This window comes from Pseudomonas sp. PP3, assembly GCF_905336995.1.
In the GTDB taxonomy this organism is placed as follows: Bacteria; Pseudomonadota; Gammaproteobacteria; order Pseudomonadales; family Pseudomonadaceae; genus Aquipseudomonas; species Aquipseudomonas reinekei.
This window is the reverse complement of sequence record NZ_HG995459.1, coordinates 1,049,438-1,066,439: the sequence shown is the minus strand read 5'-3', so window position 1 is coordinate 1,066,439 and position 17,002 is coordinate 1,049,438. Positions and strand designations below refer to the sequence as shown.

Below are 17,002 nucleotides of genomic sequence, written 5' to 3'. Positions count from 1 at the left end.
ACCATGCGAGGTATCAAATGGACCTGCCCAAACTGGCCATCGCGGCGCTCGGCGGCACGGTGAGCATGCAAGCCAGGAATGCCGGTGAAGGCGTCATCCCGACCGTCAGCGGCGAAACCCTGCTGGCCTCCGTGCCGGAGTTGGCGACACTGGCCCGGGTCAGCGTCGAAACGCTCGGCCTGCTGCCCAGCGCCTCATTGAGCTTCGAGGTATTGATCAGCGTCCTGTCCTGGGCGAAATATCAGGTGGAGCAAGGCGCCTGTGGCGTCGTTATCACCCAGGGCACCGACACCCTTGAAGAAACCGCCGTGTTTTTTGATTACCTGTGGGATTGCGATGAGCCGCTGGTCCTGACCGGTGCCATGCGTTCGGCAAAACAGGCCGGCGCCGATGGGCCGGCCAATCTGCTGGATGCCTGCCGTGTTGCCCTGGCCGATAGCAGCTGAATGCGCGGCGTTCAGGTGGTGATGAACGGGCAGATTCATCAGGCTGACTGTGTACGCAAAACCGATTCGCTGGCCTTGCAGGCGTTCTCCTCCCCGGTCTTCGGCCCTGCCGGGCTGCTCGTGGAAGGCGTGGTTCGCTATTCCCGTCCGCCGGCCGAGCGCCGATGTTTACCCTTGCCGCAACACACCACGCAGAAGGTGGCCCTGCTGGAGGCGTCGCTTTCTGCCGATACGCTGTTATTGGAAAACATCCTGAAGCTCGGTTACGACGGGCTGGTGATCGCCGGTTTCGGCGCCGGGCACGTCTCGGCTAGCTGGGCCGAAGTGATCGAGCAGCTTGCCGAAAAAATCCCGGTGATCATTGCGACCCGCACCGGTTCCGGTTCCACGGCACAATCCACCTATGGTTTTGTCGGCAGTGAGATGGACTTGATTCGCAAGGGCGCACACATGGCGGGATTTCTCTGCCCGCGCAAAGCGAGAGTCCTGCTGTGGTTGCTGCTGGGCTGTGACCGGCAGCACGAGTTGGCGCGCTATCTGAAACATGAAAGCCGCATTCAAAATTGACGCATGACCCTGTGGGAGCGAGCTTGCTCGCGATAGCGCTGTGACTGACCCACCGCGTCGTCGAAATCGCCAGCAAGCCGGCTCCTACAGACCTTTTCGAGTCAGCAGCAAGGGTGAAAGCCATAAAAAAGGCCTGCAATCGCAGGCCTTTTTTTGTCATCCGAAATCCTACGGCTTGTGCGCCCGGGACAGGAATTCGTGGGACTGCATTTCCAGCAAGCGACTCAACGTACGCTGGAACTCGAAGTTCAAGCGGCCGCCGGTGTACAGATCCTTGAGCTCGACTTCAGCAGAAATGATCAGCTTCACGTTACGGTCGTAGAACTCGTCGACCATGTTGATGAAGCGTCGGGCGATGTCGTCGGTGGTGACGCTCATCTGCTCGACACCGCTAAGCAACACGGCGTGGAAAATCTTGCCCAGTTCGATGTAGTCGTTCTGGCTGCGCGGGCCGTCGCACAATTCGCGGAACTCAAACCACGCCACGTCATCGCAGGTGCGCAACGCACGGATTTCGCGGTTCTCGATCATCAGCACGTCGTTCTCGACCGCGGCGGTGCATTCCGGCGTCAGTGCGCGGAAGCTCTTGCGCAGGCTTTCGTGGGAAGCTTCGTCGAGCGGGAAGTGGAACAGTTCCGCTTGTTCGAGGTGACGCAGACGGTAGTCGACGCCGCTGTCGACGTTGACGATCTCGGTGTTCTGCTTGATCAACGCGATGGCCGGCAGGAAGCGCGCACGTTGCAGGCCGTCCTTGTACAAGCCGTCCGGCACGATGTTCGACGTTGCGACCAGGGTCACGCCGTTTTTGAACAGTTCTTCCATCAACGTGCCGAGGATCATGGCGTCGGTGATGTCGGAAACGAAGAATTCATCGAAGCAGATCACCCGGGATTCGGTGGCGAAGCGCTTGGCGATGATGGTCAGCGGGTTCTTCTCGCCGCCGAGGGTCTTCATCTCTTCGTGTACACGCTTCATGAAGCGGTGGAAGTGAGTGCGAGTCTTTTCCTTGAACGGCAGTGCTTCGAAGAAGGTGTCGACCAGGTAAGTCTTGCCGCGACCTACGCCGCCCCAGAAGTACAGGCCCTTGACCGGGGTCTGATCCTTTTTGCCAAACAGTTTGCCCAGCAGGCCCGGCTTGTTTTGCTCGGCTGCGACCAGATCGTCGTACAGGCGCTGCAAATGACGCACGGCAGTTTCCTGCGCGGCATCATGGAAGAATTCCGGGCGTTTCAGATCAGCTTGATATCGTTCTAGGGGCGTCATAATTCGTTAGCAAGGCAACAAAAACGGGCCGTCACTGTAGCGACGGCCCGCAGGAATGGCAATCGGCCCTTGGTATGGCCGTGCCGCTGTTTATTCCTGAACCGGGGTCAGGGCAATCCGCAAAGCTGCAATGGCCGCGTCACGAGCAGTGCTCTCGGCGAAGGCCGGGCTGTCGGCGACACACTCGTCTTCGAGCCAGACGCTAAAGCTCAGGTCTTCATTGCGCACGTCCAGAGGCTGGCCCGATTGCAGTTGCTTGGTCACCTGACCGGCGGTTTTGCCGTCGGCGAAATGGCGCGACAACAGCAGTTGTTCGCCATCGGCCGCCAGCAGACGGAAGCGGAAACTGCCGTCGTCTTCGCGGAAGCTGACAAAACGTGCCGCTTTCGCAGCTTTTTTCCTGGTGGTGGCTGCAACCTGAGTCTGAGCGACGAACGAACGCAGGCCCACGGCTTCACGCAATTGGTTGAGGAACGGCGTCGCCACCGCACGAGCTTTTTTCGCGCCGTGTTGCAGGATGTCTTCCAGGTCCGCCGGGCGCTCGATCAACTGGTGATAGCGCTCGCGGGACTCGCCCAGATCGCTGTCGAGCAACTGGAACAGACGATTTTTCGCCTCGCCCCAACCCAGGCCGCCCAGCAGTTCACTGCGGAACTCGTCGGCTTGTGCTGGAGTGGCGAACGCCTGGAACAGAGTGAACAGATGCGAGTTGTCCGGATCTTTCGCTTCGCCCGGCGCACGGGAGTCGGTGACGATCCGCGAAATCGCGTCCTTCATCTCTTTGGCGCTGCTGAACAACGGAATGGTGTTGTCGTAGCTCTTCGACATCTTCCGGCCATCAAGACCCGGCAGCGTGGCAACGCTTTCTTCGATCAACGCCTCAGGCATGGTGAAGAATTCTTTGCCCTGACCGAACAGATGGTTGAAACGCTGGCCGATATCACGGGCCATTTCCACGTGCTGGATCTGGTCGCGACCGACCGGCACTTTGTGCGCGTTGAACATCAGAATGTCGGCGGCCATCAGCACCGGGTAGCTGTACAGGCCCATGGTGATACCGGCATCCGGGTCTTCGCCGGTTTCGACGTTCTTGTCCACCGAAGCCTTGTAGGCGTGGGCGCGGTTGAGCAGGCCCTTGGCGGCGACGCAGGTCAGCAGCCAGGTCAGTTCGGGAATTTCCGGAATGTCGGACTGGCGATAGAAGGTCACGCGGTCCACATCCAGGCCACCGGCTAGCCAGGTCGCGGCGATTTCCAGACGCGAGCGCTGGATGCGCAGCGGGTCATCGCACTTGATCAGGGCGTGGTAGTCCGCCAGGAAGTAGAACGAGTCGGCATTGCTGTCACGGCTGGCCAGGATCGCCGGGCGAATGGCACCGGCGTAGTTGCCCAGGTGCGGCGTGCCGGTGGTGGTGATGCCGGTGAGGATACGGGTACGAGTCGTCATGGGTAATCGCTTGTCAGACTGCAATCAATTCGAGAGACGCGGCAGGATCAGATCCTTGAGATCGGTCAGCTTGCCATGAAAAAAGTGTCCGCATTCTGCCACTTTCAGCAGCTCATGGGGACGTTCAAGCGCGTCGGACCATTGGTAAACCAACTGCGGATCGATCACTTCGTCGGTTTCCGGCTGGATCAGGGTCAGTTCGCCGTGCTGTGGCAGTGGATCCTGCGCGCCCAGACGCATGACCGCCGGTGCGACCATGAACAGATGCTTGATCTGTTCGCCCTGCGCCTCCAGGCGTCCGCCGAGACTTGCTGCAACAAAACCGCCAAAGGAAAAGCCGAACAGGGTCAGCGGCAAATTCGGGTGTTGGCTGCGAAACCATTCAGCCACGGCCTGGGCATCGTCGACTTCACCGGTGCCCATGTCATGGCTGCCTTCGCTGGCGCCGACGCCACGGTAGTTGAAGCGCAAGGTAATCAAACCGGCATCGCGCGCGGTGCGTTGCAGGGTCGAGACCACTTTGTTGAGCATGGTGCCGCCCTGCACCGGGTTCGGATGGCAGATCAGCGCCAGGCCGCGCGGCTGCTCGTTGTCGAGGTAAAGGGCTTCCAGTTGGCCGACTGGGCCATCAATCACTACAGGGGTTTCACGCATAAGCAAGGAAGGAACTCCGTGACCTCGGATCGGGTCGACTCGTCTAGCAAATTGTCTGTGGCTGTCTATTGCGAGCGAATCGCGGTATACAGCGCAGGTTCGAGCCGTTAACGTAAAGCAAAGCCGTTTATAGAGGAAGGACTCGTGGAACACTCGCTCTTAGTTTGGTTGTTGCCGACTCTTGCCCTGGTTGTGGGTGTCGCCATTGGTTTCCTGATCGCTCGCCTGGCGCCGAATGCCGCGCCGAGCAGCACACAACGTCAGCTGGACGATATTCAGGAACGTTTCGACAGTTATCAGAACGAAGTGGTGACCCACTTCAACAGCACTGCGACACTGGTCAAGAAACTGACTCAGAGCTATCAGGAAGTTCAGGATCATCTCGCCGAGGGCGCCAACCGCCTGGCCCTGGACGAGCAGACCCGCCAGCGCCTGCTGGCCTCCCTGCACGCCGACGCGGCGCAGGCCCCACGGGAACGCCTGACGCCACCGCGCAATCAGGAACCACCGCGCGACTACGCGCCAAAAGCCCCGAACGCACCGGGCATGCTCGATGAGCATTACGGCCTGAAGAAGTAATCAGGTTTTGCGCGACACAAAAAGCCCCCGGACAAATGGTTGTCCGGGGGCTTTTTTGTTTTGATGCGGTTTCGCGAGGCCGGGATCAGCCAAGCACTTCACTGGCGACCTGATCAATCGCGCCTTGGGTGATCTCGACAATCAGGTCGGCCTCGGCCTCGGTCAGGATCAGCGGCGGGGCAAAACCCAGGATATCGCCATGGGGCATCGCCCGCGCAATCATTCCGCGTTCCAGGCAGGCCGCGGACACTTTCGGACCGACCTTCAAGGCCGCATCGAACGGCGTGCGCTGTTCACGATCGGCCATGAACTCGACCGCCGCCAGCATGCCATCACCGCGCACTTCACCCACCAGCGGATGGCCCTCGAGGGTTTCGCGCATCCGCCGGTTCAGATAAGCGCCAACCTTCTCGGCATTGGCCGTGAGGTTTTCCCGCTCCAGGATATCGAGGTTCGCCAGTGCCGCTGCCGCGCAGATCGGATGCCCGGAATACGTCCAGCCGTGGCCCATGGCACCCTGGGATTCGGAGGCTTTTTCGATCACATCCCAAACCTTTTCGCCGACGATCACCGCCGACAATGGTGCATAGGCGCTGGTCAGGCCTTTGGCAGTCGTGATCAGGTCCGGACGCATGCCATAACGCTGGCTGCCCATCTTCGAACCCAGGCGACCAAAGGCGCAGACCACTTCGTCGGCAATCAACAGCACGTCGTATTTGTTCAACACCGCCTGGATCGCCGCCCAGTAACCGGCGGGTGGAACGATGATGCCGCCAGTGCCCATCAGGGGTTCGCCGATGAAAGCCGCCACAGTGTCCGGGCCTTCGGCGAGGATCATTTTTTCCAGCTCGTCGGCGCAATAACGGACGAATGCGGCTTCATCCATGCCGGTCGGCGCCTTGCGATACCAGTGCGGGCACACGGTGTGCTTGATGCCTTCGGCCGGCAGATCGAAATGCTGATGGAAACTCGCCAGGCCCGTCAGGCTGCCGGTCATGATGCCCGAGCCGTGATAACCGCGATCGCGGGAGATGATTTTCTTCTTCTGCGGGCGACCGAGCACGTTGTTGTAATAACGCACCAGTTTGATCTGGGTTTCGTTGGCGTCGGAACCGGAGAGGCCGTAATAGACCTTCTTCATGCCTTCGGGCGCCCAGTCGATGATGCGGCTCGACAGCTCGATGATCGCTTCGGTCGAGTGCCCCATGTAGGTGTGGTAGTAGGCCAGTTCCTTGGCCTGCTTGTAGATCGCATCGGCCACTTCGGTGCGGCCGTAGCCAATGTTCACGCAGTACAGGCCGGCGAAGGCGTCGATCAGTTCACGGCCTTCGTGGTCGCGGATGCGGATACCCGAGGCCCCTTTGATGATGCGTCCCTTGAGTGCGCCGCTGGCGTGGTCATGGGCGTGAGTCGAAGGGTGCATGAAGTGCGCACGGTCTTGTTCGAACAGCGAGTCGAATTCTTGGTTCATGGCATGTCTCCTTAGAACTGGCCTTGATGGTGCAGGCAAAAGTATTTGGTTTCGACAAAGGCTTCGAAGCCCTCGGTGCCGCCTTCACGGCCCAACCCGGAGGCTTTCATGCCACCGAACGGAATCGGATGGCCGGTGAACTTGACGCCATTGACGGCGATCATGGCGTGGTCGAGTCGACGGATCAGCGGGTAAATCAGGTCCAGGCGATTGGAACAAAGGTAGGCCGCCAGACCGTATTCGGTGTCGTTGGCCATCTCGACGGCCTGATCAAGGGTGTCGAACGGCATCACCCCGGCAATCGGCGCGAAGTTTTCTTCGCGGTAGATGCGCATCTGCGGCGTGACGTCAGCCAGCACCGTCGGCTGGTAGAACAAGCCGCCAAGGGCATGAGCCTCCCCGCCCACCAGGCGTTGCGCACCGTGTTGCAGGGCATCGGCGACACGCTCGGCGGTGACATCGAAAGCGGCCTGATGCATCAACGGGCCGACATCGACCTGCTGCTCACGGTCGTCGACCATGGCCGGGCCGACCCGCAATTCACGCACCGCCGTGGCAAAACGGCTGAGAAACTCCGGGTACACAGCGCGATCGACCATGATGCGATTGGCCGCACAGCAATCCTGGCCGGAGGTCTGGAACTTGGCGGCCACCGCGACTTTCACCGCCAACTCAAGGTCGGCATCGGCGCAGACAATGAACGGCGCGTTGCCGCCCAACTCCAGCGCAACCTTTTTCACATCCTGGGCTGCGGCTTGCAGCACCAACTTCCCGACACGGGTCGAGCCGGTGAAACTCACCGAGCGCACGCGACTGTCCTGCACCAGGGTTTGCATGGCCATTTGCGGTTCACCCAGCACCACGTTGAACACGCCGGCAGGGAACCCCGCTTCCTCAGCGAGTTGCGCCAGGGCGAACGCCGAGTACGGTGTTTCATGGGCCGGCTTGATCACCACCGTGCAACCGGCGGCCAGGGCCGCAGCGGCTTTGCGGGTGATCATCGCTGAGGGGAAATTCCACGGTGTCAGCAAGGCGCAAACGCCAACCGGCTCCTTGACCGTGCCCAGATGCGCCCCCGGAATGTGGCTGGGGATGTTTTGCCCGTACAAGCGCCGGGCCTCTTCGGCAAACCACGGAATGAAACTGGCCGCATAGGCGATTTCGCCACGGGACTCGGCCAGGGACTTGCCCTGCTCCAGGCTGAGAATCCGCGCCAGGTCTTCCTGATGTTCAAGTATCAATGCCGCCCAGCGCCGCAGAATCACCCCGCGTGCCTCCAGGCTTTGTTCGCGCCAATCAGCGAACGCACGGTGCGCGGCATCGACGGCGGCGACGATTTGCGGCGGGTCGAGCATCGGCACATGGCCGATCAGTGTTTGATCAGCCGGGTTATGCACGGCGATGCTGTGGCCGCTGTCACTGTGCACCCAATGGCCATCGACGTAGCAAAGGGCCTTGAACAACAGTGGATGTTTGTAAGTCATGGCGTTCACTCCAATCCGTGTGCGTGGAACCATGCTAGGGCAGCTGAGCCATGGGGATTTGCGGTTTGAACGGGGTCAGGCAGGTGGTTTTTTCTGAATGGGCGGGGTCAATCGTGGATTTTTGTGGTTTGCGGTGATTTCAGGATTCTTGCGACAGCTCGGCCGGCAAGGCGCCGCCGGTCTTGATGGTTTTGGTGACGATGTAGGTGAAGTAGCGTTCGATCCCCAGATCATCCAGCAGCAGCTGGTCGATAAAACGCTGGTAATGATCGATGTCCGGTGCCTGGATCATAGCCATGTAGTCGACACCTCCGCCGGTGGCATAACAGAACGCGACTTCGGGCGCTTCACTCATGCGCAGCTCGAAACGCCGCATGTCCTGCGCGGTGTGTCGGGCCAGGGTGATTTCCACCAACACCTGCTGGCTCTTGAACACCGCCCCCCAGTCGATCTGCGCGCGGTAACCCTTGATCAGGCCGAGGGCTTCAAGTTTGCGCACCCGTTCCCAGGCCGGGGTCACCGACAGATTGATCGCATCAGCCAGGCTCGATTTGGTGATACGCCCGTCGTCAGCGAGGATTCGCAGGATTTTCAGGTCATAGCGATCGAGTTTGTGCATGGGCCGATGATCTCCTGATTGGATGGGAACCCCTGTGGGAGCGGGCTTGCCCGCGATGGCGGCGGTACATTCACCATTGATGTGACTGACCTACCGCTATCGCGGGCAAGCCCGCTCCTACCGTTGGGTGTTTACAACAACACATCGGCGATGACCGCAATGGTATCGCCACAGCCCACCAGCCCCGGGAAGTGCCGCGCCGCCAGTAAACCGCTGCGCGCCGCGCGGTATTCCACCGGGGCCGCGCCGCTGCGGGTGACGTCGTAGATGCGGGCGATCACTTCGCCCTGGTCCACGTTATCGCCCAGGTCACGGCACATTTCCAGCAGACCGTCGTGCTCGCTGGCGATGAAGCAATCGCCGTCGGGCATGTCGAGCATGATTGTCGGTGCGGCCTGCACTTCGCCCTGGAGAATCCCGGCATGCACCAACAGATTGCGCACCCCGCGTTCGGCTATTGCCACGCTGCGCGCTGTCGACGAACCACCGCCGCCCAACTCCGTGGTCACGAAAACTTTGCCTTGCGACTCGGCGGCGGTGTCGTACATCGCCCCGGCATCGAGTTCGAGCATGCGCATGCTGTACGGCGCATTGAACGCACGCATGCCGGCCTCACATTGCGCCTGTTGCTGCTTGTCCGGCAGCACATGACACGCGGCGAACGGCAGGAAATCCAGGGTGCGCCCGCCGGAATGAATGTCCAGCACGATGTCGGCCAAGGGCAGCAAGGTGCGAGTGAAATAGTCGGCGATTTTCTCGGTCACCGTACCGTCCGGCTTGCCGGGAAAGCTGCGGTTGAGGTTGCCCTTGTCGATCGGCGATGTGCGCCGCCCGGCGTGGAACGCCGGGGTGTTCATGAACGGAATGATGATCACCCGCCCGCTGACGTCGGCGGCCGTCAGGCGTTGTGCCAGTTTGCTCAGCGCCACCGGGCCTTCGTACTCATCACCGTGGTTACCGCCGGTGAGCAGCGCGGTCGGCCCACGACCGCGCTGGATCACCGTGACCGGGATCATCACCGCGCCCCAGGCGGAATCATCCCGGGAATAGGGCAACTTGAGAAAACCGTGCTGCACACCTTCGCGGCTGAAATCCACAGTGGCGCTGATCGGGTTGTCAGGCAGTTCACTCATGGCTCAATCCTTCACGAACAATTGGCGAGGCACGTTGCACAACGTCTCGACGCCGGTTTCGGTGATCAGAATGCTCTCGGTGATTTCCAGTCCCCAGTCATCCATCCACAGGCCCGGCATGAAGTGGAAAGTCATGCCCGGTTGCAACACGCTGGTGTCGCCGGGACGCAGGCTCATGGTGCGCTCGCCCCAATCCGGCGGATAACTGATACCGATCGGGTAGCCGCAGCGGCTGTCCTTGTGAATGCCGAATTTCTCCAGCACCTTGAAAAATGCCACAGCGATGTCGCCGGTGGTGTTGCCAGGCTTGGCCGCTTCCAGTCCGGCTGCGATGCCTTCGACCACGGCTTTTTCGCCGTCGAGGAAATGCTGCGGCGGCTTGCCCAGGTAGATCGTGCGCGACAACGGGCAGTGATAGCGTTTGTAGCAACCGGCGATTTCGAAGAAGGTGCCGGCGCCCTTTTCGAACGGAGAATCGTCCCAGGTCAGGTGCGGTGCGCTGGCGTCGGCACCGGTCGGCAACAGCGGAACGATGGCTGGGTAGTCGCCGCCATGCCCGTCGGCACCGAGGATGCCACTGCTGTAGATCTCGGCCACCAGTTCGTTTTTGCGCATGCCCGGTTCGATCCGTTCGAGGATCCGCCCGTGCATCTTTTCGACGATGCGCGCGGCGATGCGCATGTAGGTGATTTCCTGCGGCGACTTGACGGCCCGCTGCCAGTTCACCAGCCCGACCGCGTCGATCAATCTGGCCTTCGGCAGGTTGTTCTGCAGCGACAGGTAAGCGGCGGCGCTGAAGTAATAGTTGTCCATCTCCACGCCGATGGTCAGCGCATCCCAGCCCCGGGCGCTGATCACTTCCCGCGACAGGTAATCCATGGGATGACGTTCGCGCGATTGCACGTAGAAGTCCGGGTAGCCAACGATGTTTTCTTGCTGCATGAACACCGTGCGCCTGGCGCCGTTGGCGTCCTGGCCGCGACCGAACCACACCGGTTCGCCGTCGAGCGCCAGCAGCACGCACTGATGAACGTAGAACGACCAACCGTCATAGCCGGTCAGCCAGGCCATGTTCGACGGATCGGTGACAAGCAACAGCTCGATGCCCTGCGCCTGCATGGCCACTCGCACCTTGGCCAGACGCTGGGCGTATTCCTCCCGCTTGAACGGAAGATTGACGACTATCTGAGACATGCACATGCCCTCTGATAAATGACGCACGGATGAAAAAACGGTTTAACTGCCGAACTGAAAACCCTTGCCCGCCGAACGTGCACGCTCGAAGGCCAGGTTGGCCATGGCCGTATCCTGGGCGCCGGTGCCGGTGAGGTCGCACAGGGTGATTTGCTTTGAATCGGTACGACCGGGCCGTTGGCCGGCCAGCACCTGGCCCAGTTCTGCGAAGCCCGATTCGTCGCTGACCACGCCCGCAGCGAGGGCGTGATGCAGCTCGCCGAGGAGGCGTGTCTGGCTCAAGCGATCTGCCACGTAGCGGTCGACCTGCGCCAGCGCACGGGGGGAAATTTCGTTCTTGTGCTCGGCGTCCGAACCCATCGCGGTGATGTGCAGGCCGGGGTGCAAATGGCGCACATCGATCAGCGGCTCACGGCTCGGCGTGCAGGTGATTGCAATGTCGACCCCGGCCATCGCCTCGTCGATGCTGGCGCAGGGTTTGACCGCCAGACCGGTGTCACGGGCCAGTTCAACGCTGAGATCCCGGGCTTTGGCGGCATCCCGCGCCCAGACCCTTACGCTGTCGATCGGCCGCACCAGACGCAGGGCTTGCAGTTGCAACGCGGCCTGCTCACCGGCACCGATCAGCGCCACGCTGCGGCTGTCTTCCCGCGACAGCGCCCGCGCCGCCACGGCACCGGCCGCCGCTGTACGCACAGCGGTGAGGTAACCGTTATCCAGCAACAGGGCATCCAGCAGACCGGTGCGGGCGGACAGCAACATCATCATGCCGTTGAGGCTGGGCAAGCCGAGTTTCGGGTTGTCGAAAAAACCCGGGCTGACCTTGATCGCAAAGCGTTCCAGGCCCGGTAGGTAAGCGGTTTTTACGTCCACCTCGCCGTTATGTTCCGGAATGTCCAGACGCAGGATCGGCGGCATGGCCACGGCAGCGGTGGCCAGCAACACGAAGGCCTGCTCGATGGCTTCGACGCTGGGCAGGTCCAGTGACACGCAGGCGCGCAGGTTCGCTTCGTTCAGCAAGGTGATGTCACTCATCAACGCGGCACTCCATGGAGTCGTTATTGTTGGAATTCATGCGTCGGCACCGGCGAGCACGCGCAGGTGCTGATCGATATCGACGTTGCGTCCGCTGACCACCACCACGATCGGCCCGCGCGCCTCGATCACGCCTTCGAGCAACGCGGCAATCCCCACCGCCGCCGCGCCTTCCAGCACCAGACGCTCTTCGCGATAGGCATGGCGGATGGCGTTGGCGATGGCGGCTTCACTGAGCAGGTGCAGGTGATCGCAGGTGTCGCGGGTCATGGAGAAGGTGTAACGGTTGTCGAGGCCGATGCCGCCGCCGAGCGAGTCAGCCAGGGTCGGCAGCTCTTCGACCTCCACCGGTCGCCCGGCCGCGAGGCTGGCGTGCATGGCCGCACCGCGATGCATGCTGATGCCGTGGGTGACGATCTGCGCACTGGCACTTTTCAGCGCCAGCGCCACGCCGGCGAACAAACCGCCGCCAGACAATGGAATCAGTACTTGAGAGACGTCTGGCTGCTGTTCAAGGATCTCCAGCCCCAGCGTGCCTTGCCCGGCGATGATCGCCGGATGGTCGAACGGCGGCAGCAGCGTCGCGCCCTGCTCATGGGCAATGCGCTCGGCTTCACGCTGGGCGTCATCCTGGGACTGGCCGACGATGCGCACGTGTGCACCAAGATCGCGAATGGCCTGAACCTTGTTGCCCGGCACCAGGTGCGACAGGCAAATTGTTGCCTTCACGCCTTGTTGCGAGGCGGCGTACGCCAGCGCCCGCCCATGATTGCCGGTCGACGCGGCGACGACACCACGGGCCTTTTGCTCGGCCGTGAGTTGCGCCACGGCATTGCTCGCGCCGCGTAACTTGAAGCTGCCGGTGATTTGCTGCGACTCAAGTTTGAGATACACCGGCACGCCCAATCGTCGCGACAGGCTGGGTGAATGTTCCATCGGTGTATGCCGCACCAGCGCTTCGATGCGCTGGCGGGCGAGGTAAATATCGTTGAGCTGGAGCGCTGACATGACCGCATCCCGATGAGGTGTTGGGCGCAGTCTAAGAGGGCTGGATTGTCACGCTGAATGTACTAGGGCAATTTAGTCGACAAATTTTTCCACGTCTTTTCCAGCTCAAAAATCGTGGATTTGCGGGTACTGGCCAAAAATTTCGCGCATCCCCATCAACGCATCGCGCATTTCCTCGTTACTGCATTCAGCCCCCACGCACACCCGCACCGCCCGTGGCCGCGGCGTGCCGCGCACGGTGAACGGATCGGGCGAGGTCACCGCAATATGCTTGTGACGCAGGGCACGAACCAGGCTGTCGAGTTCCCAATGCGGCGGAATACCGATCCAGGCATTCAAGGCGTGGGGATGCTGACCGAGCAGGTATTCGCCGAGGTATTCGCTGACCATCGCCTGACGCCCGCTCAACAGCTTGCGCTGCAGTCCCACCAGCGTGTCGGCGCGCCCATCGCGAATCCAGCGCGCGGCGATCTCCGACACCATGGGCGTGGCCATCCAGCTGTTGACCCGCAAAATGCTTTCGGTGCGCAACGCCAGGCGCTTAGGCATCACCAGATAACCAATGCGCAAACCGGTGAGCACCGATTTGGTCATGCTGGTGCAGTAGAACGACAACTCCGGCAGGTAATGGCTGATCGGCGGCGCTCGGCGCTCATCCAGCAGCGGTCCGTAGACGTCGTCTTCGATGATGTGCACACCGAAGCGCCGGGCAATCTCGGCGATTTCCCGACGACGGTTGTCCGGCATCAGGCTGGTGGTCGGGTTGTTCAGGTTCGGCGTACAGACCAGCGCAGTGATGCGCTCATTGCTGCACATGTCCTCGAAATGTTCCGGGTCAATGCCGTAGCGATCCATTTCCAGGCCTTTGAGGGTGAAGCCCAGCACCTGGGAATTGCCGATCACGCCATGGTCGGTGATGCCTTCGCAGAGCACCACGTCATCGGGGCCGGCCAGGGAGGCCAGGGCGAGGAAAATCCCGTGGGCCGCGCCATTGGTGATCAGGATGTCATCGCGCTCGACGCGCAGGCCTTGTCGTCCGATCCAGTGCATCGCCGCTTCACGGTGCGACTCGAACCCGGCAATGGGACGAAAGGCGTGAATCCACGGCTGGTCTTCTTCAGTGCTGAGTTCGCGGCAGGTTTCGCGCCAGAACTGGTCGTGCTCGCGGGTGTGCATGATCCGCGTGATGGAGAAATCCACCAAAGCGCGTTCGGGACTGTCGAGAATATAAGTGGCAACCCGGTCGCTCATGCGCCGCGATACGAAGCTGCCGCGCCCCACTTCGCAACGCACCAGGCCCTGGCGCTCCAGTTCCTTATAGGCGTTGGTGACTGTCTGCACGCTGATGCCCACGGCATCGGCCACCTGTCGTTGCGGTGGCAGGCGCTGATCGTTGACTAGCACGCCCTGCTCGATGTCATCGGCAATCGCCTGCACCAGGATCTTGTATTTCGACTCGCCGCTGCGGGCGATTTCCAATGCTGCCTTCCACTTGTCCATCGGCGCCGAACCCACGTGTTTGCCAGTGCCGACAGCATCCCGCGAGAAACCATGCAAAGCAATTGTCCTAGTGCAATGCAATGTGGCACAGGGCTTTTGTATGCTCGGTCCAAGGTCGATGCACAGGCAGGCGAACCCGCCGCCAACAACAACCAATCGATCTGTACCGGAACTGTGCCACCGGGCTTCGGCTCAACTGGAAACGGCTCTCGTACGCTTTGCTCTTGTCACACTGCCTCCTACCACAGAGCCGTCACCGACGGGTCCACAAGAAACAGGAGATTTTATCGATGAGCAATTCCATTCCCCGCAGTTCCCATGTCTTGCGTCACCTGTTCGTGGCTTGCGCGATGTTCGGTCTGGCCGCCAGCGCCCATGCCGCCACGACGCTGGAAACCATTACGAAAAACAGCACCATTCGTATCGGCTATGCCAACGAAACCCCCTTCGCCTTTACCGAGACTGATGGCCGGGTCACCGGCGAATCGCCGGAAATCGCCAAGGTCATTTTCGCCAAAATGGGCATCAAGCAAGTCGATGGCGTACTGACCGAGTGGGGCTCGCTGATTCCGGGCCTGCGCGCGGGGCGTTTCGATGTGATTGCCGCCGGCATGTACATCACCCCCGAGCGCTGCAAACAGGTGATCTTCACCGATCCGCAATACCAATTGCCCGACGCCCTCCTGACCGCCAAAGGCAACCCGAAAAACCTGCACAGCTATGAAGACATCGCCAAGAACCCGGACGTGAAACTGGCAATCATGGCCGGCACGGTCAATCTGAAATACGCGCGGGACTCCGGCGTGAAGGACACGCAGATCCTTCAGGTGCCCGACACCACCGCCCAGTTGCAAGCCGTGCGTGCGGGCCGCGCCGATGCTGCCGTGGGCACCCAGCTGACCATGAAAGGCCTGGCTGCCAAGGGTGGAGAAAAGGTCGAGGCGGTCACCGAATTCAAGGATGACCCGTCGCATATCGGTTACGGCGCCCTCGCCTTCCGCCCGGAAGACAAGGACCTGCGAGATGCGGTCAATGCCGAACTGAAAAAGTGGCTGGGCTCTGAAGACCACCTCAAGACGGTGGCCCCGTTTGGCTTCGACAAATCCAACGTGACCAGCAAAACGGCTGCCGAGCTCTGCGCTCAATAGTCGAGACAGGCATGGCGCTATAAGCGCGATGCCTATCCTGCCGACTCCGGATGTTGAACCACGCAGGTGTAAACAATGGGTGAATTACTTCCGCTATTGATACAAGGCGCCTGGGTCACGCTCCAAGTGACCTTCTTCGGCTCGATCCTGGCCATCGTCGCGGCCATTCTGGCGGCGTTGGGGCGCATGTCACCATGGCGGGCGCTGAGCTGGTTCTCGGTCGCCTACATTGAAGTGTTTCGCGGCACGTCGTTGCTGGTGCAACTGTTCTGGCTGTTTTTCGTGTTGCCGCTGCCACCGTTCAATCTGGAACTGAGCCCCTACAGCGTCGCCATCGTCGGCCTCGGCCTGCACATCGGCGCTTATGGCGCCGAGGTGATGCGCGGTGCAATCAGTTCCGTGGCGAAAGGTCAGTACGAAGCGGCCACTGCGCTGAACTTCAGCAGCTACAAGCGTTTTCGCCGGATCATTCTGCCTCAAGCCTTGCTCGCCGCTATTCCACCGGGCACCAACCTGCTGATCGAACTGCTGAAAAACACCTCGCTGGTGTCGCTGATCACCTTGTCCGACCTGAGCTTCCGCGCCCGGCAACTGGATCAGGCAACGTTCCAGACCCTGGAAATCTTCAGCCTGGCGCTGCTGATGTATTTCATCCTGGCGCAAGCGATCAACCTCGGCATGCGCAGCATTGAGCGTCGCCTGGCGCGCGGCCGCATGCGTGGAGGTCTGTCATGACCCTGTTCGACTGGACCTATGCCTGGCAGATCCTCCCCGATTTGCTGCGCGCTTCGCTCAACACCGTGGGCATTACCCTGATCGGTTTCCTGATCGCCATCGTGCTGGGGCTGTTCCTCGCCATCGGCCGACGCAGTCGCCTGTATTGGCTGTCGTGGCCGATCGCCGGGATGATCGAATTCATCCGCAGCACGCCGCTGCTGATCCAGGTGTATTTCCTCTATTACGTGCTGCCCAACTACGGCGTCAGCCTGTCCGCCATGCAAGTGGGGATCATCGGCATCGGCGTGCACTACGCCTGCTACATCGCCGAGGTCTATCGCGGCGGGCTTGATGCCGTGCCACGTGCGCAATGGGAAGCAGTGACCGCGCTGAACATCGCGCCGTACAGCGCCTACCGCAACATCATCCTGCCCCAGGCCCTGCGGCCGATCCTGCCGCCGCTGGGCAACTACCTGGTGGCAATGCTCAAGGACACGCCGGTGCTGTCGGCCATAACCGTGGTTGAAATCATGCAGCAGGCCAAGAACATCGGCTCCGAAAACTTCCGCTACCTGGAGCCGATCACCATGGTCGGCCTGTTCTTCCTCGCCCTGAGCATCGCCCTGGCTTATCTGGTACGGCGCCTCGAACTGCGCCTGGAGCTACGCTAATGACTTCTCCACTCTCGACCTCCAACGACCTTTCCCGGCGCGGCAACCTGACGCCGCTGCATCCGCA

At 61.1% G+C, this 17,002-nt stretch carries 15 protein-coding genes and 1 pseudogene; 5 read left to right on the top strand and 11 right to left on the bottom strand.

Annotated features, from left to right (window positions below; all coding sequences use genetic code 11):
- Nucleotides 1–17 precede the first annotated feature (17 nt).
- Nucleotides 18–1,013: pseudogene (locus KHO07_RS04935) on the top strand (asparaginase).
- A 168-nt stretch (nucleotides 1,014–1,181) separates the two neighbouring features.
- Here the strand turns inward: KHO07_RS04935 and zapE are convergent.
- The 3 genes from zapE to KHO07_RS04920 all read right to left on the bottom strand — a co-directional run bounded on the left by zapE (nucleotide 1,182) and on the right by KHO07_RS04920 (nucleotide 4,376).
- Nucleotides 1,182–2,276 (bottom strand): cell division protein ZapE, encoded by a 1,095-nt coding sequence (gene zapE / locus KHO07_RS04930; RefSeq protein ID WP_212626600.1) that lies wholly within the window; start codon nucleotides 2,274–2,276, stop codon nucleotides 1,182–1,184.
- 90 nt (nucleotides 2,277–2,366) lie between these two features.
- Nucleotides 2,367–3,722, bottom strand: coding sequence for a tryptophan--tRNA ligase (locus KHO07_RS04925; protein WP_212626599.1), 1,356 nt, complete (start codon nucleotides 3,720–3,722; stop codon nucleotides 2,367–2,369).
- Between the two features lie 24 nt (nucleotides 3,723–3,746).
- Complete coding sequence (locus KHO07_RS04920; protein ID WP_150733877.1) at nucleotides 3,747–4,376, bottom strand: alpha/beta fold hydrolase; 630 nt, start codon at nucleotides 4,374–4,376, stop codon at nucleotides 3,747–3,749.
- 144 nt (nucleotides 4,377–4,520) lie between these two features.
- On the opposite strand from KHO07_RS04920, the gene KHO07_RS04915 reads away from it, so the two are divergent.
- Entirely contained in the window at nucleotides 4,521–4,955 is a 435-nt protein-coding gene (locus KHO07_RS04915; RefSeq protein WP_047533043.1) for a DUF1043 family protein, read from the top strand.
- An 85-nt stretch (nucleotides 4,956–5,040) separates the two neighbouring features.
- Here KHO07_RS04915 and KHO07_RS04910 read toward each other — a convergent pair whose 3' ends face one another.
- The 8 genes from KHO07_RS04910 to KHO07_RS04875 form a co-directional block, all read right to left on the bottom strand.
- Nucleotides 5,041–6,426 (bottom strand): aspartate aminotransferase family protein, encoded by a 1,386-nt coding sequence (locus KHO07_RS04910; protein ID WP_212626598.1) that lies wholly within the window; start codon nucleotides 6,424–6,426, stop codon nucleotides 5,041–5,043.
- An 11-nt stretch (nucleotides 6,427–6,437) separates the two neighbouring features.
- Nucleotides 6,438–7,910: an NAD-dependent succinate-semialdehyde dehydrogenase gene (locus tag KHO07_RS04905; protein WP_212626597.1), complete on the bottom strand. Its 1,473-nt coding sequence runs from the start codon at nucleotides 7,908–7,910 to the stop codon at nucleotides 6,438–6,440.
- Nucleotides 7,911–8,049: 139 nt separating this feature from the next.
- Nucleotides 8,050–8,529, bottom strand: a complete 480-nt coding sequence (locus KHO07_RS04900; protein ID WP_212626596.1) for an Lrp/AsnC family transcriptional regulator — start codon at nucleotides 8,527–8,529, stop codon at nucleotides 8,050–8,052.
- Between the two features lie 131 nt (nucleotides 8,530–8,660).
- Entirely contained in the window at nucleotides 8,661–9,662 is a 1,002-nt protein-coding gene (doeB, locus tag KHO07_RS04895; RefSeq protein ID WP_212626595.1) for a N(2)-acetyl-L-2,4-diaminobutanoate deacetylase DoeB, read from the bottom strand.
- A gap of 3 nt (nucleotides 9,663–9,665) precedes the next feature.
- A complete protein-coding gene (gene doeA / locus KHO07_RS04890) occupies nucleotides 9,666–10,856 on the bottom strand; it encodes an ectoine hydrolase DoeA (protein ID WP_212626594.1) in 1,191 nt (396 codons plus the stop codon).
- A gap of 42 nt (nucleotides 10,857–10,898) precedes the next feature.
- On the bottom strand, nucleotides 10,899–11,891 hold the full coding sequence (gene eutC, locus KHO07_RS04885; protein WP_212626593.1) for an ectoine utilization protein EutC: 993 nt from the start codon (nucleotides 11,889–11,891) through the stop codon (nucleotides 10,899–10,901).
- A 36-nt stretch (nucleotides 11,892–11,927) separates the two neighbouring features.
- A complete protein-coding gene (gene eutB / locus KHO07_RS04880; RefSeq protein WP_212626592.1) occupies nucleotides 11,928–12,899 on the bottom strand; it encodes a hydroxyectoine utilization dehydratase EutB in 972 nt (323 codons plus the stop codon).
- A 105-nt stretch (nucleotides 12,900–13,004) separates the two neighbouring features.
- Nucleotides 13,005–14,399 carry a PLP-dependent aminotransferase family protein gene (locus tag KHO07_RS04875; protein WP_212627588.1) on the bottom strand — a complete coding sequence of 465 codons (1,395 nt, stop codon included), beginning with the start codon at nucleotides 14,397–14,399 and terminating at the stop codon, nucleotides 13,005–13,007.
- Nucleotides 14,400–14,689: 290 nt separating this feature from the next.
- Here KHO07_RS04875 and ehuB point away from each other — a divergent pair, with 290 nt between their 5' ends.
- The 3 genes from ehuB to ehuD all read left to right on the top strand — a co-directional run bounded on the left by ehuB (nucleotide 14,690) and on the right by ehuD (nucleotide 16,935).
- The gene (gene ehuB / locus KHO07_RS04870) at nucleotides 14,690–15,547 is read left to right on the top strand and encodes an ectoine/hydroxyectoine ABC transporter substrate-binding protein EhuB (RefSeq protein ID WP_212626591.1); all 858 of its coding nucleotides are present in this window, start codon (nucleotides 14,690–14,692) and stop codon (nucleotides 15,545–15,547) included.
- Nucleotides 15,548–15,622: 75 nt separating this feature from the next.
- The gene (gene ehuC, locus KHO07_RS04865; RefSeq protein ID WP_212626590.1) at nucleotides 15,623–16,282 is read left to right on the top strand and encodes an ectoine/hydroxyectoine ABC transporter permease subunit EhuC; all 660 of its coding nucleotides are present in this window, start codon (nucleotides 15,623–15,625) and stop codon (nucleotides 16,280–16,282) included.
- Nucleotides 16,279–16,935 carry an ectoine/hydroxyectoine ABC transporter permease subunit EhuD gene (gene ehuD, locus KHO07_RS04860; protein WP_212626589.1) on the top strand — a complete coding sequence of 219 codons (657 nt, stop codon included), beginning with the start codon at nucleotides 16,279–16,281 and terminating at the stop codon, nucleotides 16,933–16,935. The genes ehuC and ehuD overlap by 4 nt, the downstream gene beginning before the upstream one ends.
- Nucleotides 16,936–17,002: the final 67 nt, after the last annotated feature.

Bases quoted from the DNA above. Each gene is read 5' to 3' on its own strand.
- zapE (WP_212626600.1), bottom strand. From the start codon at position 2,276: ATGACGCCCCTAGAACGATATCAAGCTGATCTGAAACGCCCGGAATTC.
- KHO07_RS04925 (WP_212626599.1), bottom strand. From the start codon at position 3,722: ATGACGACTCGTACCCGTATCCTCACCGGCATCACCACCACCGGCACG.
- KHO07_RS04920 (WP_150733877.1), bottom strand. From the start codon at position 4,376: ATGCGTGAAACCCCTGTAGTGATTGATGGCCCAGTCGGCCAACTGGAA.
- KHO07_RS04910 (WP_212626598.1), bottom strand. From the start codon at position 6,426: ATGAACCAAGAATTCGACTCGCTGTTCGAACAAGACCGTGCGCACTTC.
- KHO07_RS04905 (WP_212626597.1), bottom strand. From the start codon at position 7,910: ATGACTTACAAACATCCACTGTTGTTCAAGGCCCTTTGCTACGTCGAT.
- KHO07_RS04900 (WP_212626596.1), bottom strand. From the start codon at position 8,529: ATGCACAAACTCGATCGCTATGACCTGAAAATCCTGCGAATCCTCGCT.
- doeB (WP_212626595.1), bottom strand. From the start codon at position 9,662: ATGAGTGAACTGCCTGACAACCCGATCAGCGCCACTGTGGATTTCAGC.
- doeA (WP_212626594.1), bottom strand. From the start codon at position 10,856: ATGTCTCAGATAGTCGTCAATCTTCCGTTCAAGCGGGAGGAATACGCC.
- eutC (WP_212626593.1), bottom strand. From the start codon at position 11,891: ATGAGTGACATCACCTTGCTGAACGAAGCGAACCTGCGCGCCTGCGTG.
- eutB (WP_212626592.1), bottom strand. From the start codon at position 12,899: ATGTCAGCGCTCCAGCTCAACGATATTTACCTCGCCCGCCAGCGCATC.
- KHO07_RS04875 (WP_212627588.1), bottom strand. From the start codon at position 14,399: ATGGACAAGTGGAAGGCAGCATTGGAAATCGCCCGCAGCGGCGAGTCG.
- ehuB (WP_212626591.1), top strand. From the start codon at position 14,690: ATGAGCAATTCCATTCCCCGCAGTTCCCATGTCTTGCGTCACCTGTTC.
- ehuC (WP_212626590.1), top strand. From the start codon at position 15,623: ATGGGTGAATTACTTCCGCTATTGATACAAGGCGCCTGGGTCACGCTC.
- ehuD (WP_212626589.1), top strand. From the start codon at position 16,279: ATGACCCTGTTCGACTGGACCTATGCCTGGCAGATCCTCCCCGATTTG.